Annotated in this window: 13 protein-coding genes; all 13 read right to left on the reverse strand. The window is 44.2% G+C overall.

The genetic code is table 11. From position 1 onward, the window contains the following. Window positions 1–4: 4 nt before the first annotated feature. A complete protein-coding gene (locus ACGHVY_RS17440) occupies window positions 5–1,375 on the reverse strand; it encodes a SpoIID/LytB domain-containing protein (protein ID WP_390600250.1) in 1,371 nt (456 codons plus the stop codon). Continuing rightward, on the reverse strand, window positions 1,372–3,837 hold the full coding sequence (locus ACGHVY_RS17445; protein WP_390600251.1) for a DUF4922 domain-containing protein: 2,466 nt from the start codon (window positions 3,835–3,837) through the stop codon (window positions 1,372–1,374). The genes ACGHVY_RS17440 and ACGHVY_RS17445 overlap by 4 nt, the downstream gene beginning before the upstream one ends. Then, window positions 3,837–5,330, reverse strand: a complete 1,494-nt coding sequence (locus ACGHVY_RS17450) for a sodium:solute symporter (protein WP_390600253.1) — start codon at window positions 5,328–5,330, stop codon at window positions 3,837–3,839. The genes ACGHVY_RS17445 and ACGHVY_RS17450 overlap by 1 nt, the downstream gene beginning before the upstream one ends. Window positions 5,331–5,569: 239 nt before the next feature. Continuing rightward, window positions 5,570–7,717 (reverse strand): polysaccharide lyase 8 family protein, encoded by a 2,148-nt coding sequence (locus ACGHVY_RS17455; protein WP_390600254.1) that lies wholly within the window; start codon window positions 7,715–7,717, stop codon window positions 5,570–5,572. A 160-nt stretch (window positions 7,718–7,877) separates the two neighbouring features. Beyond that, window positions 7,878–9,533: an AMP-binding protein gene (locus ACGHVY_RS17460; protein WP_390600257.1), complete on the reverse strand. Its 1,656-nt coding sequence runs from the start codon at window positions 9,531–9,533 to the stop codon at window positions 7,878–7,880. A gap of 7 nt (window positions 9,534–9,540) precedes the next feature. Further along, window positions 9,541–10,095, reverse strand: a complete 555-nt coding sequence (locus tag ACGHVY_RS17465; protein WP_390600259.1) for a helix-turn-helix domain-containing protein — start codon at window positions 10,093–10,095, stop codon at window positions 9,541–9,543. A 111-nt stretch (window positions 10,096–10,206) separates the two neighbouring features. Then, window positions 10,207–10,980, reverse strand: a complete 774-nt coding sequence (proC, locus tag ACGHVY_RS17470; RefSeq protein ID WP_390600260.1) for a pyrroline-5-carboxylate reductase — start codon at window positions 10,978–10,980, stop codon at window positions 10,207–10,209. Window positions 10,981–11,117: 137 nt separating this feature from the next. After that, the gene (locus ACGHVY_RS17475; protein ID WP_390600261.1) at window positions 11,118–12,239 is read right to left on the reverse strand and encodes an aspartate aminotransferase family protein; all 1,122 of its coding nucleotides are present in this window, start codon (window positions 12,237–12,239) and stop codon (window positions 11,118–11,120) included. Window positions 12,240–12,348: 109 nt separating this feature from the next. Next, complete coding sequence (argC, locus tag ACGHVY_RS17480; RefSeq protein WP_308746520.1) at window positions 12,349–13,317, reverse strand: N-acetyl-gamma-glutamyl-phosphate reductase; 969 nt, start codon at window positions 13,315–13,317, stop codon at window positions 12,349–12,351. After that, window positions 13,314–14,522 (reverse strand): argininosuccinate synthase, encoded by a 1,209-nt coding sequence (locus tag ACGHVY_RS17485; RefSeq protein ID WP_024987829.1) that lies wholly within the window; start codon window positions 14,520–14,522, stop codon window positions 13,314–13,316. The genes argC and ACGHVY_RS17485 overlap by 4 nt, the downstream gene beginning before the upstream one ends. Before the next feature lie 15 nt (window positions 14,523–14,537). Beyond that, window positions 14,538–15,116, reverse strand: a complete 579-nt coding sequence (locus ACGHVY_RS17490; protein ID WP_308746521.1) for a GNAT family N-acetyltransferase — start codon at window positions 15,114–15,116, stop codon at window positions 14,538–14,540. Window positions 15,117–15,141: 25 nt separating this feature from the next. Next, window positions 15,142–15,615: an arginine repressor gene (locus ACGHVY_RS17495; protein ID WP_008776404.1), complete on the reverse strand. Its 474-nt coding sequence runs from the start codon at window positions 15,613–15,615 to the stop codon at window positions 15,142–15,144. A gap of 163 nt (window positions 15,616–15,778) precedes the next feature. Further along, complete coding sequence (locus ACGHVY_RS17500; RefSeq protein WP_390600264.1) at window positions 15,779–17,659, reverse strand: transglutaminase domain-containing protein; 1,881 nt, start codon at window positions 17,657–17,659, stop codon at window positions 15,779–15,781.

Below are 17,659 nucleotides of genomic sequence, written 5' to 3' on the forward strand. Positions count from 1 at the left end.
GATTTTATTTATATTGTCTCTCAATCGTACTACCGGGGTAGTAGTGAGATAGTATCTCTTCGTATTTATAGCCTTGTTCTCCCATTACGGCAGCACCAATTTGGCAAAGCCCCACTCCATGTCCCCATCCGGCACCGGTGAGGATAAAGCGGGAAGGGATTTTTAGCTCTTCTTCTTTACATTCTCTATATTCTTCTTTGTATTCCTTATCCACAACGAAAGCAGAACTATAAAGATGAGAAGTCGATAGGGTACGGCGTATCTCCAGTTCTTTTCCGATGGTGAGTGTGCGTAGCGTACCTACTATCTTCAGTCGGACGAGACGACCGGATGTTCCCCTTTCTATGGGAATTAAATCTATAATTTTCCCGAAATCAATACCCGAGCGCTTGTGAATCAGTTCGGACAGTTCTTGTTGGGAGTAGCAGACTTTCCAACGATAGAAGTCTGCAGTCTCCTGGTCGTAGTTATTTAAAACCTGACTGAGAATCTTCTCGTCCTGTGTGTTACAGAATGCAACGGGCGAAGTGCGTATCCACTTGTCCGCTTCCGCTTCTATGCTCAAGTCGGGAAGCAGGTTTTCTGTTCGGCTGTCCCGTTGTCCGATAAGATAAGGATGCCTTACATTCTCCCAGCAGTTCTGGAATTCTTCAAAAGCACCGCCGCAGCATTTGGAGAAGCGGGCGTCACAAATCTTCCCTTCGTAGATAAGTGCCTCACCCCGTGTAGCGGAAACAGCCTCAACAGCCTGTGGAGTTGAGGCACGTGTAATCCCTTGATAACGCTGGCAATGGTCGTCGGCACATACATCAAAGTTCTTGTGGGCTTCATGGTCGTACCATTTGATAATTTGAGAATTGAGAGTTGAGAATTGAGAAATGGCTGCGCTGTCCGCGTTGTCCGGTTGCATCTTATTTTTCAATTTTTCATTCTCAATTCTCAATTTATTCAATAGCCAGCTTCGGGAGATAACCGCATGTGCTTTCAACAGTTCTAAAGAAGCTGTTGCGCTCATCTCTGATGAAATCACGCTGGTGAGATAATCTTCGATAGAAATTATATTGATGGCGGTCAGCTTGTCATCTTCAACGATAATCTTCAGTTTACCTTTGAACCTTTGAACTTCTTTACGTTCCCAATGGAAGTTGATGCCGATGGTTACGTCTTGCAGTTCAAAGAAAGAAGTTGTATTCTTTTGGGGAGTGAAGGATAACTCATCATATACTTTTTCTTGCCAATGGATTTTCCCTTTCTGATAAACGGCTTGTTGTATTCCGGAGATTGCCATTCCATCAGAAGAGATGAATTCTTCCGGGAAAGAGAATCTAATCTCTTTCTCCGAAAGAATGCCAACTGCTATTTGAGGCTCTGTCATAAGGCGGCTTTAATGCGTTCTGCTATTTCTTGTAGTTTTTCTTTAGATATGGATACTTCCTTATAGATATCATATACCTTTTCAGGAGTCAGTTTCTCCATATCCTCTTCGCGTACTATAGGGAATATACCGTTCATTTCAGCAATAGCAGGACTGATGAGAATTTGTTCGTCTCCTTTGGCGTAATAGCAGTCAGGGCGATGTTTGCTGCGTAAGAAGATAACACATTTGTAAGGGTGTGTGGTTGCGGCTTTAAGTTCGTCTTCGTAGTTCTTTCCAAAAGAATCTTTGGTGCGTATCAAACCATACCAGGCAAGAATATTCATCATTGGTTCTTTTCCGTTATTATTGGCAGCTAGGATGTCGTAAATCAGATGAAAGGTTTTCGACATTGTTCTCTTATTTTCCGCCTCAATATGGATAAAACTGTACGGGAAATCTGCATAATTAATTAGCACCTTGTCGTTATCTATTAATTCTATGCTATCGTTATATGTCCCCTGCAAGCTTTCCTCTTTACTGCAAGCTTGAAAATGGGCATGATCGGGAGCGGAAGCTCCACATTCCGGTCCATTATACAAAAGGAAGTATTCTTTCATTATGTCGGTGAGTTCTATCATATCTTTAAAACGCCCGGCTATGGATTGCGGCTTGTGTTCCTTATCTACAATTGTAAAGTGGTGTTTAAATATGGGATAGGGATTAACCAGTATCTGATAATTCCCAAAACTGAGGAACTCTTGTTCCTGCGGTCGGTTTGTTTGGCAGAGGAAGCAAGGCCGTGAGTGAATAGAGACAGTATCTGTCTGTGCGGTAGCCGAAAGAATACGTTTCGGATTAAGGAATAGTTTCGCGTCTAAATGGCTATTACCCATCCATTTTCCTATTTCTTTTGTTCGTGACTGATACTGTTCCAATGCCTGGTAATTCTCTTTGGCAAGTTCCCATGAAAGGGTTTGCTTCTGGAATAACTGTTCGATTCTTTGCTGAATTTTCTCTAATGTCGTTTCTTGTTGCAGGATGCGCTGTTCCAATTCCCACGTACGAAGTCGGTCTTTATATAGATTATTCTGGTTGACTTTCTCAACAGGCAGCGCAGCGTCCGAGTTTCCTTCCCAACGGCGGCAAAGGTAAATCACGTCATATATTCTGCCTATCTGATAATCGTGTGAAATTTTCAATCCAAGGGCATAGTCTTCCCCATAGCTTGTATTCGGGACTTTGATTTTCCGAAGAATAGGCGTATAGAATGCACGGGGAGCTCCCAAGCCGTTGATGCGTAATGCATTGTTTCGTCCGTTGTCGGGCGTCCATTCCTTATGATCGATGATGCCGGGGGCAATTTCCTGCATATCAAAATTAGTCATCATATAAGTGCCGATTACCATTGCGCATTTCTGTTTATAGAAAGTATCAATGATGATTTGCAGACTATGTTCGTCTTTATATACGTCATCGCTATCAAGTTGGACGGCAAACTTTCCGCATTTTTCGTGATGGATACCTACATTCCAACAACCACCGATGCCGAGGTCATCCCTTTCGGGAATGACGTGAATCAAACGTTTGTCCACACTTAGTTCCTGAAGTGCTTCGGTCGTTCCGTCTGTCGAATGGTTGTCGATGACAATGACATTGAACGGGAAGGTCGTTTGCTGGTTTAGTGCCGAGCGTACGGCATCTTTGATGGTGCGAATGCGGTTGCGCACGGGTATAATGACAGAAGCTTCATATTCAAAAGTGTGGGAAGAGAAGTCTATGGGATGGAAGATAGGATGCAGATATCCGCCAATCTCTTTCAAATGTTTGGTGCATGCTTGTTCCATTTCAATCTGTACCTGGCGGTTTTTAGGGTCTACATAATCAAACTGTTTTTCACCGCTTTTCCGCTTGTCACTTTCTACTTCCGTATATAGATATTCGTTGATATGTACCAGTTTGTTCTTTTGGGATATTTTGAGTCTCAAATCATACAAGCCGGCGTATTGATATTCTTCTTCTGTTTCTTTTATGGCTTTCTTGAATGCGTTGGTATCGAACAGCAATACCGAACCGAAATCGAAATCATCTCGTAGGCTACCGGGTTGGTAGTCAATGACCGGAGCAGGTTTTAGCACACCGTCCACTTGTTGGTAATGGTCTGCATAGACCATGCCTGCTTGAGTCATTTCCATTACTTGAACCATTCTTTCAAGAGCGAACAGCCCTATTTTTAACGCAGTGCGTTTGGTATAAAGTAAGGTATATGCTTTATTGGAATGTTCGGCAATAGCCCGCATCGCTTGTGTGGATTGCATTTTCTCTACGGAAATAAGTTCGCATCCGGGAAGGCAGACATTGGTAATCGGTGATGCCAATAAATAAATCTTGTCTACCAGTGCCGACGCACGTAATTCTTTAACCGTCTGTACAGTTTCTTCCAACCTGCTAAAAGGAAGAAAACAGTTGATTGTTGCTTTCATTATTTTATTTCTTGTTTTGTAGTATGAGTTGTGTACGATACCTCTTTGTCTTGTCTTTTGATGAGCAAACAAAGCCCGAGGAATGTAAACAGGGCATTGATAATCAACAACTCGTAACTGATTTGGTAACCGTTGAACCAAGCTTCCGAATTTCTTTGCAGGATATAGCAAAGTGCAGGGGACGCGATAGCTACCAACGGGATATATTTGTCATAAACTTGTTTCTTGGTGAAGATGCCGAAGGCGAACAGCCCTAAGATAGGGCCGTATGTATAACTTGCCAATGTGTAAATCGCATCAATCACACTGGTATTGTTCAACAGATTGAAAACGAAAATAACTGCTCCCATGACGACTGCCATACCGATATGTACATGCTTTCGTATCTTACTGAGTGCGGCTTCTCCTTTTTTCTGCGCATGTAGAATGTCTACGGTGAAGGAAGTAGTCAGCGCCGTCAAGGCAGAGCCTGCCGCAGAATAGGCGGACGCTATCAACCCGATAATGAATAATATCCCGACTATGCCGGGAAAATAATCTCCGGTAGCGACCATCGGAAATAACTCGTCGCTTTTTCCCGGATTCTCAATCCCTTGCTGCGCTGTAAAAGTATAAAGCAATACTCCCAGCATGAGGAAAAGCAGAATAACAAAGAATTGCGAAATGCCGCTTGTAATCATGTTCTTCTGTGAATCCCGGAAGTTCTTGCAACTGAGATTGCGTTGCATCATATCCTGGTCGAGCCCGTTCATGGCAATGACGGTGAATACCCCTGCCAGAAATTGCTTGAAGAAATACCGCTTGTCATTGACATCATCAAAGAAGAATGTCTTGGAGAAGTCACTGTCCGAAATCGTAGTGACCAGGCCGCTGAAATTCAGGTGCAGGTTGGAAGCGATATAGTAGATACAGAGAACCACCGAAACTACTAGGCAGAATGTTTTCAGGACATCTGTCCATATCAATGATTTCACCCCGCCGCGGAATGTATAGAGCCATACGATAAATACGGTCAGGATAACGTTCAGCAAGAACGGGAGATGGAAAGGTTCGAAGATAAGCAGTTGCAAAGTCAGGCATACGAGAAAGAGCCGGACGGCTGCTCCCAACATCTTTGAAATAAAGAAAAAACAGGCTCCCGTCTTATAAGATGAACTTCCGAACCTGTTCTCCAAATATTCGTAGATGGAAACTAAATTCATGCGGTAAAAGAGAGGAACGAGCACAAACGCTATGATAATCTGCCCGACTATAAATCCCAGTACCATTTGCAAGTAAGAAAAACTGCTTGCCTGTACCATGCCCGGAACAGAGACAAAAGTAACCCCGGAAATCGTGGAACCAATCATGGCAAAAGCAACGATATACCAAGCCGATTTACGGTTCCCTACAAAGAATCCTTCATTGTCGGCTTTGCGTCCTGCTATATAAGAAATAGTGAACAGGATTATAAAGTATGCCACAATAGTAATAGATATGACGGCTGGGCTCATTATCTGCTGTTTAAATTTGTTTGGAGATAAGATATCTTGAATTATGTAGCAAATATAGCTGTTTTTGATAATATAATCCAATAAACAGATGTAATAAAGAGAATTCTTCCTCTATACAAATTATCAGCCAGTACTTTTCTCAAAGTATACTCACCGTGATGAGAAAAAAATCTCATCGCGGTGAGAATGACCCTTTGTCTGAACCTGCTGGAACGGGGATTATGTGGAGCTCAAATGGATTATTGTTTCTTGTAAAGAATGTATTTCTTGGATGCGCCGGCATAGATACCTGTATTCTCAAAATCACATAAGATGCTCCGGGTATCTTTGGAAATCTTGGGGATGCATACGTCTACTTTGATGCGCGACTGTTTTTGTGCAGGGTCGGCAATATGCAATTCCGCATTGTCCCGGCGACTGCCTTTGAGCATTAATGTACATGCTTTGTCCACCTTTACGGTCATCTCCTTGTGAGTGAAAGTTCCTTCCCGATAAAATACCATTTGCCAGATATTCAGCTTTTTGTGCCTTACAATCTGCATGGAATCCGTATTGACCAGGATTTCAACAGGGCTCTTCTTATTGTATGCGTCCATTTGCTGGGCGGAAGTTATCCCCGGTGCTATGATATATGCATAGGTGGCGTTGTGAGGAGTAGTCCCGTGGTCGAATCCGAGAGTGAAAACTTCCCGGTGTTGCATCTCTTTCGATTCGGTATGGTTGATGTCGTACCATGACCCTGTTTGTTGTTCATTATTCAGGTATATCCGCCCGCCTTGCGGAAAGATATATCCGATTCCGTTATGTAAAGCCCAGTCGGGAGAATCATAGGTAAATTCTCCTTTCTTTATAACTGTTTGTTTCTTGTTCTGTGATACCAGTATGTTTTTATCATTCAGCAGGCATTGGTTGATTGTAGTATATATGGGTGCGTGAGAGGTAGAATTGATTCCTGCCCCTAAGCATACCACTTCATTGTCGAAGAAGAACCATGCCTTTTTAGCACCGGTGTTGACTCCTGCATAGTTGTCCGTGTAGGCGTAGGCGGATACTCCGTAGATACTGTCGGATACACCGCCGGCAAAAGTTGATGTTCCTCGGGTCTGCCAGTCGCTCGCAGCCATCGGAATCGTATCCAGTTGCGGGGCGGTTGTTCCGGGGATTCTGCACCAGTTCCATACAGGCAGGATATTGGCGTATTCATTTCCTTGTGTTGCTATATTGGTGCATCCGTCCGACATAAAGTAAGTTTTTAAGTTTTCCCCGTTGCCGTATTCGCAGCGCATGGTGCGGGTGGATACCATGCGGACGTCGAAAGTATAGCCGGGACGTACGTGCAGGGTATAATCTCCCCGGAAGTAATGTGTGTGCAGTGGCTGCAACTTGTAGTCAGCAGGCTGCTCACCTTTCAGACGGGAGATAATGGCCTTATATTCGTCTGTATGTTCCGGGTCGAGGACAATCATCCGTTTGGCAAACAGGGTAGTAGCGCTTTTGTCGGTAATGTTTTTCCGGCTTATGCCTCTGCCTAGTACGTCAAAAAGCATATGTTTTCCGCGTATGGTCTGATAATAAGTCCCGCGCATAAATTTGCTCAGAATCCGTATTTTTTCGGCACTCAATGCATATTGGGTTCCTTGTGTGTACATGGCTACTTGGGTGATTCCTTTTAGAATCTCATCACCATATCCGCCGATATAAAGCTGTACGCCATGCTGGAAGTAAGAGTTGTCATGCTGAAAACCCTCTTTGACGGTGTATTCTATCGGGCTGTAAGCATTATCGAGAGCCGTTTTCAGGTCGGTCGCGTTTTTTTCCAGGCATGACCGGTAAATCCAGTGAAGTGCGATGTCTGTTTGGTTGGCACCCGTCCATTTGGCAGGGTGTCCACCGTCTTTGCGTATGCGTTGTAAAGTTTTAGTCTCCAGTTCGGATGGAATTTGTTTTTTGCCGATACGCATCTGTATAAGTAATATGCCGATTTTCTGAGGTTCGGCAATTTGGTTGTACCACCAGTTGTTGCAGTGCGGATTACGTTCATACCAATATTCCAGTCCTTTCACTATCTTATTGTAAATGTCTTCGTTTTGATAGTAAGTGTTCTGCGGATTGGTATAGGCAAAAGCAAAATCATACAATCGGTTTATGTGGATGAGAGGTTCCCAGTTGGTGCGGTCACGGCGGCTGTAGTCTACATCGGTAAAACATCCTTTGCCGGCATCGTACTTATTTAAAGTTTCGTCAATAAGTGGATTTTGTGCAAAGTCGTTCCTTATTTTCTCCATTAAAGTTTCAAATTCGTCATTTTTATTGTTATTTGCCATGAGGGGGGCAGATGTGTAGAAAGCTGCGAGTAGAAGTCCGATAATGTAGTTAACAAATCTCATGTTGGTTCTATTTTAAATGGTTGTATTAAATTATTCGGAGACAAAGGTATGGAGAAAAGTAAAATAGAAGTGTAATTTTTTCATATATAATATAAAAATCCCCTTTAGTTGCCCAAGAGGTAGCTAAAGGGGATATATTGATGAACAGATTGTTTTTTACTTACTTCTCATCATTCTGACGGATTTCCACACGACGGATTTTGCCGCTGATAGTTTTCGGAAGTTCGTCTACAAATTCAATTACACGCGGATATTTATAAGGAGCAGTCACTTTCTTCACATGGTTCTGCAATTCCTTAATCAGTTCTTCTCCGGCGCGGTTCTTATACTCTTTTGATAGGACAATCGTAGCTTTTACTACTTGTCCGCGAATCTCGTCAGGTACTCCGGTGATGGCACATTCCACAACCGCCGGGTGAGTCATCAAGGCGCTTTCCACTTCGAACGGGCCGATACGGTAACCGGAACTCTTGATTACATCGTCCGCACGACCTACGAACCACAGATAACCGTCTTCGTCTTTCCATGCAACGTCTCCTGTATAATAGATGCCGTCATGCCAGGCTTCGCGTGTACGTTCCGCATCGCGGTAGTACTCTTTGAAAAGTCCGAGAGGTTTGCCTTTGCTGGTACGGATTACGATTTGTCCCTGTTCTCCGGCTTCAACCGAACGGCCTTCGTGGTCTATCAGGTCAACGTCATATTGCGGGTTCGGCAGTCCCATACTTCCCGGTTTCGGTTCCATCCAAGGCATGGTGGCGATAGTCAGGGTCGTTTCTGTCTGTCCGAAACCTTCCATCAGTTTGATGCCGGTCAGTTTCTTGAACGTCTCGAATACGGCAGGATTCAGGGCCTCTCCGGCAATCGTGCAGTATTTGAGTGAAGACAGGTCGAACTTCGTCAGGTCTTCGTGAATCAGGAAGCGGAAGATGGTAGGCGGCGCACAGAGGGAAGTGACATGATAATTCTGTATCATTTCCAAAATGGCGGCGGGAGTAAATTTCTCGTGGTCATACACGAAGATGTTGGCTCCGGCAATCCATTGTCCGTAAAGTTTGCCCCATACGGCTTTTCCCCAACCGGTGTCGGCGATGGTGAGATGAAGGCTGTTCTCGTCAAGGTTGTGCCAGAAGCTGCCTGTTACGATATGACCTAACGGATAAGTGAAGTCATGTGCCACCATTTTAGGTTCGCCGGTAGTGCCGGAAGTGAAATACATCAGCGAAATATCATCGTTGGTATTTGCGTGTCTCGGACGTACGAACGGAGCTGCATTCTCTATTCCCTGGTGGAAATCTTCGAATCCTTCGGGTATTTCCGGGCCGACGCTGACCAGCTTCTCGACAGTCGGGCAATCGGGCAGGGCATCTTTGATATGTTGCAGGATGATTCCTTCACCGGCGGCTACAATCATTTTGATGTCCGCAGCGTTGCAACGGTAGATAATATCCTTTTTTGTCAACAGGTGAGTGGCGGGGATAACGGTTGCTCCCAGCTTGTGAAGGGCGATGGTGCTGTACCAGAACTCGTAACGCCGTTTCAGAATCAGCATCACCATGTCGCCGCGACCGATACCCAGACTTTGGAAGTAAGAGGCGGTCATGTCCGTATAACGCTTCATGTCGGCAAATGAGAACTGGCGGCTCTCGCCTTTGTCGTTTGTCCAAAGCAAAGCGTTCTTATCGGGTTGCTCGGCAGCCCAGGCATCTACTACATCGTAACCGAAGTTGAAGTTCTCCGGAACGTTTATTTTCAAGTTCTTGTTGAAGTCCTCTTGTGAACTGAAAGAGGTCTGTGATAAAAATCTTTCTACCATGATATTATTACATAATTACTGCCAGAAAACGTACCGTTTTGCCATCGAGCGCTTTCATGCCATGTGGGAGTTGGGAATTAAAATAGATACTGTCGCCTTGGTTGAGGATGATTTCTTTGCCTTCGATATTGATGAGCATGCGTCCTTCAATCACAAGATTGAATTCTTGTCCGTTGTGTTTGTTGTAATGGATAGGTTCGTTGTCCCCTTTCGGTTCAACGGTAACGATGAACGGGTCGGCAGTGCGGTTCATGAATCCCGATGCCAATGACTGGTATTTATAGGCTTTCGTACGTTCGATGCTGACTCCTTTTCCTGTACGGGTTACGAAATAACTGCTCATCTTAGGTTCTTCGCCGAACATCAGGGCGTCGAGGGCAACATTATACGTACGTGCAATCTTCTGCAGCATGCTGACAGAAATGTCGTATTCTCCTGTTTCTGCAAGTCGGTATTCTTCAGCAGAGATGTCGCTGTCGCGGGCAATGTCCTCAGAAGTCAGTTCCAGTACATCACGCAATCCGCGAAGGCGTTCTGCTATCTGTTTAATTTGGTCATTCATGTTATTAAGTGATTAATTATTAATGATTGGAGATTGATTTAGTGATTAACGGAGTAGTGATTAATAGCTGCGCTGTATAGTGTTAATCACTAATCACTACTCCGTTAATCGTTATTTCGATGCTTTCATTGCTTGGATGATGGCAGACGTAAAGCCGTTGTGCTCCAGTTCGTTGATTCCTTTGATGGTGATTCCGCCCGGAGTAGTCACCTTGTCGATTTCTACGCTAGGATGGGTTTCATTGTTCAGAATCAGTGCGGCGACTCCTTTCAGTGATTGCGCTACCATGGTCATTGCGTCTTTCGGGCGGATTCCCATTTCGATACCGGCCTGCATGGCCGCCTGAACGTATTTCAGGACGTAGGCGATGCCGCAGGAAGCCAGTGCGGTGGCTGCGGTTATTTTGTCTTCGGGGATAAGCATCACTGTTCCCATTTCACTGAAGAGCCGGAGAACGAATTTATCTTGTTCGTCATTCGTATTGCGCGCGGCAACGAGTGTCATGCTTTCCAGTTCGCTGATAGCGGTGTTGGGGATGAGGCGGAACATCGGCATCTCCGGTGATACCACATAATGAGCCAGTTCCTCGAAACTGATACCGGCGGCTACCGATATGAGTATCTGTTTGCTTTTTAGTTTCAACTCGCGCATTACGGGTTGCATGAACCAGGGCTTTACTGCAAGGATAACGATGTCTGCTCCCAGCGCCGCTTCGGCGTTGTTGTGAGTGGTAGAGATGCCCGGAAATTCTTTTTTCAGTTGTTCCAGTTTGCCTGCACTGGGGTTGGATACGATGATATCCGAGTCTTCTATCAGACTTCCTTTTGCCAGGCCGCGAGCGATAGAGCCGCCCATGTTGCCTGCACCGATGATAGCTATTTTCATATTACGCTTGTTTTTAATGAGTTGTCATAGACAAAGGTAACGGTAAATTACGAAAAAACAAAAAGCAGCCTGAATAAGAAAGATTTTTCTACTGAAGGCTGCTTTTATCGTTGGCTGTTTATTAATCAAATGAGCGGTTAGAGTACTTTCTTGAACCGGGCAAGGAACTCATCCGCTTCTTCCATACTGAGACAGAGAGGGGGCAGAAGACGAAGTACATTCGTACCGCTTGCTCCGGTAAATACGTGCTCGTCATAGATGAGGCGGCTGCGCAATTCTTTGATTGGCTCTTCAAATTCGAGCCCGATCATGAGTCCGCGTCCGCGTACTTCCTTGATTTGCGGGAATTTTTTCAGTTCTTCCAGCAAGTAGTTACCTATCCTGGCAGCGTTTTCTACCAGATTTTCCTGCTCGATAACGTCCATTACGGCAAGGGCTGCCGAGCACGCCAGGTGATTTCCGCCAAAAGTGGTTCCTAACTGTCCATATACAGGTTTGAACATCGGACTGATAAGAACGCCTGCCATCGGGAATCCGTTTCCGATACCTTTGGCTACGGTGATAATATCCGGTTTGATATCATTGTATTGGTGGGCAAAGAACTTTCCGCTACGTCCGTATCCGCTCTGAATCTCGTCGAGAATCAGGATAGTGCCCGTTTCGCTACATGCCTTGCGGAGTTCCTGCATAAATTCGGTAGTCGGTATCTTGATGCCGCCTACGCCTTGTATTCCTTCAATAATAACAGCGCATACGTCTCCTTTAGACAGTTCCTGCTTCATGGCCTCGGTGTCATTCAAAGGAAGATAGACAACGTGCCCGTTGTTGTTGATAGGAGCGATGATGGACGGATTGTTGGTCGCTTCTACTGCCAGTGAAGTACGTCCGTGGAAGGCTTTGGTGAAAGAAACCACTTTGGTACGTCCGTTGTAGAAAGAAGCCAGTTTCAGTGCGTTCTCGTTCGCTTCGGCACCGCTGTTGATAAGAAACAGGCTGTAATCGTTATAGCCGGAAATCTTTCCCAGCCGTTCGGCTACCTGTTGTTGCAGCTTGTTGATAACCGAGTTCGAGTAGAAACCAAGATTGGCTACCTGATTGCTGATCATCTCTACATAGTGAGGGTGTGCGTGTCCGATGGAGATAACGGCGTGACCTCCGTAAAGGTCTAAATATTCAGTCCCGTTCTCGTCCCAGACTTTACAACCTTTCCCCTTGACTATATTGATATTATATAAAGGATATACGTCGAATAATTTCATATTGATTAACGTTTAGTGATTAACGATTAGCGGTTAACGTTTGGTGATTAATAATTAACTTCATTATAGCGTAGCCGTTAATCACTAATCACTAACCGTTATTCCGTTATTAAAACGCTGAAGGCTTCAAACGCAGCCCTATTGTCTCTTCCAGGTTGAACATCAGGTTCATGTTATGAACCGCCTGTCCGCTGGCACCTTTCAGCAGGTTGTCGATACAGGAGATGATCAATAGCTTGTCGCCATGCTTCTCGAGATGTATCAGACACTTGTTGGTATTGACTACTTGTTTGAGGTCTATATTCTTGTCTACGATGTGTACAAATGAGTCCTTCGCATAATATTCTTCATACATGCGGACGATTTCATCGAGAGCCACTTTCGTCTTTACCACGAGGGTGGCGAAGATGCCGCGGGGGAAATCGCCGCGGTACGGGATAAAATCTATGTCGGAATCAAAGCTGTTCTGCAACTGTTGCAGTGACTGTTTGATTTCCGGCACGTGCTGGTGCTCGAATGCTTTGTACACGCTAATGTTGTTGTTTCTCCAACTGAAATGACTGGTAGCACCCGGTTTCACTCCGGCCCCGGTACTTCCTGTAATGGCATTTACGGAAATATCGTCTGTCAACATCAGGTTTTTGGCCAGCGGGAGCAGACCCAGTTGGATACACGTCGCAAAACAACCGGGGTTGGCTACATGCTTTGCCGTACATGTGGCACGACGGTTCAGTTCCGGCAGACCGTAGATGAAGTCGTGGTCGTCACTCTTGATGCGGTAGTCCATGGAGAGGTCGATAATCTTCAGGTCTTCCGGTATGTTGTGGCTTTCCATGAATTTCTTCGTGTCGCCGTGGGCTGTGCAGAAGAAAAGAACGTCAATCTCGTCCAGAGGCAACTGGTCGGTGAATGTTAAATCTGTTTCTCCATACAAACCTTCGTGTACGTCGGTGATTCTGTTTCCGGCATTACTGCTGCTGTTGATAAATACGATTTCAGTCTCCGGATGGTTGAGCAGCAGGCGGATTAATTCGCCTGCCGTATATCCTGCGCCACCAATGATTCCTGCTTTAATCATATCTCTTCGTCTTTATGGTTATTATAGTAAACACGCAGCGGAGTAGAGGTCACTTTGATAAAGCCTTTCGCGTCTTCGGCTGTCCAGCCTTTCTGCATTTCACCGTATTCTCCGAATTTAGTTTTCACGAGGTCGTCTTCCGATTCTACGCCTACGGTAGAGAAAGAAAGCGGGCGAAGTTCGAGGATAGCCGTACCGTTCACATTACGCTGGCTTTCCTGCAACATCGCTTCGATGTCGCGCATCACAGGTTCCAGATACTGGCTTTCGTGCAGGAACATACCATACCAGTTGGCTACCTGGTCTTTCCAGTACTGTTGCCATTTGCTCAGTGTATATTTTTCGAGGAAGCGGTGAGCGCCGATAATCAGCATCGGGGCGGCGGCTTCGAAACCTACACGGCCTTTGATGCCGATAATTGTATCACCTACGTGCATATCACGGCCAATACCGTAAGCGGCACCGATTTCTTCCACTTTCTGAATTGCTTTGATCGGGTCATCGAACTTCTCGTCGTTGACGGCTTTCAATTCTCCCTTTTCAAAAGTCAGGCGGAGTTGTTCGCTGCCTTCCTTTTCTACATGTTTCAGGTAGGCAGTTTCCGGCAATCCCTGTGCGGAGTCGAGGATTTCACCGCCACAGATGGAAGTGCCCCACAAACCTACGTTATACGAATATTTCAGTTTGGTGAAATCCGCGCTAAAACCATGTTTGTTCAGATAATCAATTTCTTCCTGACGGCTCAATGCCATGTCGCGGGTCAATGTGATAATTTCCACATTCGGAGCCAGTACGAGGAAAGTCATGTCGAAACGAATCTGGTCGTTACCTGCTCCGGTAGAACCGTGTGCGATAGCGTCCGCTCCGATTTCGTTGGCATAACGTGCGATGGCCAATGCCTGGAAGATACGTTCGGAACTGACCGAAATAGGATAAGTACCGTTACGCAGCACATTTCCGAAAACCATGTATTTCAGACTCTTCTCGTAGTATTCCCGGGTAACGTCCAGTGTTACGTATTTCACTGCTCCCAGTTTGTAAGCATTTTCTTCGTTTGTTTTCAGTTGTTCTTCACTGAAACCACCCGTATTGGCACAAGCTGCATATACTTCGTAACCTTTTTCTTTGGCGAGGTACATGACGGTGAACGATGTGTCCAGTCCGCCGCTGAATGCCACCACTACTTTTTTCTTCTTTTCTTCCATAGTGCTGTATATTTTTTAAATGTTATTTCTTTCTTGTTCTTTTTTAATGTTCCGCGGGTCTGTCGGGTCGTACAGCATGGCTGTGCAGATACAGAATTTGCGGTTTTTGGCTTTCAGGATGTCGTGGTTGATACATCCTTCGCATCCTTTCCAGAAAGCTTCATCGTCTGTCAGTTCATTGAAGGTGACGGGGACATAGCCCAGTTCCGTATTCATCTTCATCACGGCTGCGCCGGAAGTCAGGCTGAATATCTTCGCTTTCGGCCATCGGAGACGTGCCAGTTGGAAAGAAGCCTGTTTGATACGTTTTGCCAATCCCAAACCACGGAAATCGGGATGAACAATCAGACCGGAAGTTGCCACATACTGCTTGTTGCCCCACGATTCAATATAAGTGAATCCGGCGAACGTGTCACCGCAAAGGGCAATAATTGCTTTACCTTCCTTCATCTTTGTCGCTACGTATTCGTGTGTGCGTTCCGCGATTCCTGTTCCTCGTACGGCGGCAGCATTTCTGATAGTTTCCAAAATAGTGTCAACGTAAACCTCATGTGAGGCGTCGGCTACCATAACATCTATTTGTTGAGTGTCCATTTCTTTATATATAATATAGGTATAATTATTCGATATTCGGGATGATGAGTGATAAAAGCTGGCGTATCTTGCTGATAGCGACTCCTTCACGCAACACTAGCATAATCGTATCGTCTCCGGCAATGGTTCCGAGTATTTCGGTGAACTCATTGTTGTCGATGTCATAAGCCATGCTACTGGCATAACCGGGACGGGTGCGGATAACGGCTATGTTGCCGGAGAACTGCAAAGAGATAAATCCGTTGTTGCGTAACATGTCGCCGGCACTCTGGTCGGTAGAACGTTTATACATAATGTTGTTCGGCAGTACATATACATACTTTCCGTTCATACTGGCAGCCTTGGCTACTTTCAGTTGTTTCAAGTCGCGGGAGAGGGTGGCCTGAGTCAGTTCGAAGCCTTCACGGTTCAACTCTTGCAGCAGTTCTTCCTGCGAGCCGACCTCTTTGCTTGAGATAATCATTTTGATGGCGTCTAACCGATTTGCTTTCTTCTTCATTGCATATTTATTCTAATAACGCTGCAAAAGTATGCATTATTTTGGAGAAAAGATGCATAAAACCACTAATTTTTTGCATAAAAGTGAAAAAATAGGGTGCTGTTTTGTGAAAGATAGCTTGTATGCTGCCAGTATCGCTATTGGATTTATGTGATGTTGAAGGTTAGTCTATAGGCAAACTATTAACAAAAAATTGTTCTCCATTTTTCAAGAAAAATACCTCTTCCTCTTTTCCCCGGGTTTCATCATGAAGAAAAAGCAGTGCGTTTCGGGGAATATTTTTATATTCTAAATAAACACCTTTTGCTTTTTGTTTACCTAACGAAATCCACTTTTTATTTTTTCCCCAATAAAAGAGTTCATAGGTATCTCCCGGGCGGATAAAATTGTCGTCGTTACGTGGAATACATAAAATCTTATTAATCAAGACTTCTGAACCAAAGTCAAAAATAAGTTCCTGTCCTTCTTTCTTAGACAGAAAATAAGTGAGCGGGTCATAATCGAAGCAATTCGCCAGTTTAAATTCATCGTCATTAGCATAATATGGTTCGCATGCGACTATATTTACAGGTTTCACCTCTTGCTGGTCTTGATAAAAGTGTAGCTCTGCTAATTCGAGAAAAGCATTTTTCCTAACTTTGTATCGTACATAGCGGAATTTTTGCTTATTGGGTAAAGTGAATTTATTAAAACATACCTTGGGAGTATCACAAATATGATATAATATGTGGGGATGACTGAAATCTATCGTATTGCTTCCCTCAAATTTGGAATCTATGATTCTGTACATTCTATCTTTGTTCCATGCAAAAAATGGAAACTTACGGTAGATTTTAATATCTTGAGCCTCTTTTCTTTCATTATTCGTCGAAAAGTATTTGAGTTGTTTACCATCGAAAATAAACGGGTCTGTAAAAGGTATGATTTTTTTTCCTTCCTTGGATAATATGATATAGATACAATTAGCTTCCACATGCCCGAATGATACATTGTTCCCGTTGACAGTTGATTTGGCAATCGGACAGAATTTGTCCCTGTTGAAAACTCCCAGATATAAATTACCCGTTTTCTTGGTGTTAGGAATATCTATTGTTAAAGTATCTTTGAAATATTCGTCACTTACATCCTTTTGTCGCGAACCGTCCGGTTGTTTTGCATAGGTTTGCCTGTATATCTTACACATCTTGCGAAATTCTCCACCTCTGTATCCACGTATGGGAATATTTTCCGTAAAGTAAAATGAAGCATTTTCGTTTGTAGTATCCCTCACTACGCACCATGCGTGATTGTTGAGTGATTCGGGAGAAAAGGGGTAATAGTCAATATTGACTGGTATTCCTAAAGCTCTCATTACATACATCGTGAGTTCAAGTTCATCCATACACTTTCCTATCCGGTAATTTAATGCAAATCCGGGACCGGCGCTTGTAGTATTAAATATGTGTGTATGGTGAAAATCTTCCATTTTAAGATATTCGCATATTGTTTTTGTTGCTTCTATCACATCTGTTCCCGTATAAATGGAATCCAGTAAAAAGGAATACCGTTGTTTATATGCCTTTCTCCATTCTTCTAAAGGTTCTTGCTTTACTTTATAGGGTAGAATATATTCACAAAAAACATCGAAAGGTATATATTTCCCCCATGGGCGTTCATGCCATGCCTGAAAGGCGTCATCAACATTGTTTATCAGAAAGTCAGCGGTGATGTGTTCAATATCCTTTCGAATGTCCGGCTTCAACCATTCTTGTTCCATCTTTTTTATGTCTCCGGCTTTGACGAATCCGTTTTTTATCCATTCCTTTTTTAATGCTTGGATACTGTCTATATATTTATAATGATAAGCTGTGTAACCGGGCATATTTTCAATCAGAAATATCGCAGCTTTTAGTTTTAAGGAGTCATTCTTATAATGCTCAAGGACTTTGAGAAGTTCTGACCGGTTGCTTTTTGCTTCTTTCAGGGCTTCATCCAGTTTGCTTTTTCTACCGGTGCATGCCACAACGGTAAGAACTGCTAATATTATAGCGATAATTCTATTCAT

The sequence above is a fragment of the Bacteroides sp. f07 genome (assembly GCF_042854785.1).
Taxonomy (GTDB): Bacteria; Bacteroidota; Bacteroidia; order Bacteroidales; family Bacteroidaceae; genus Bacteroides.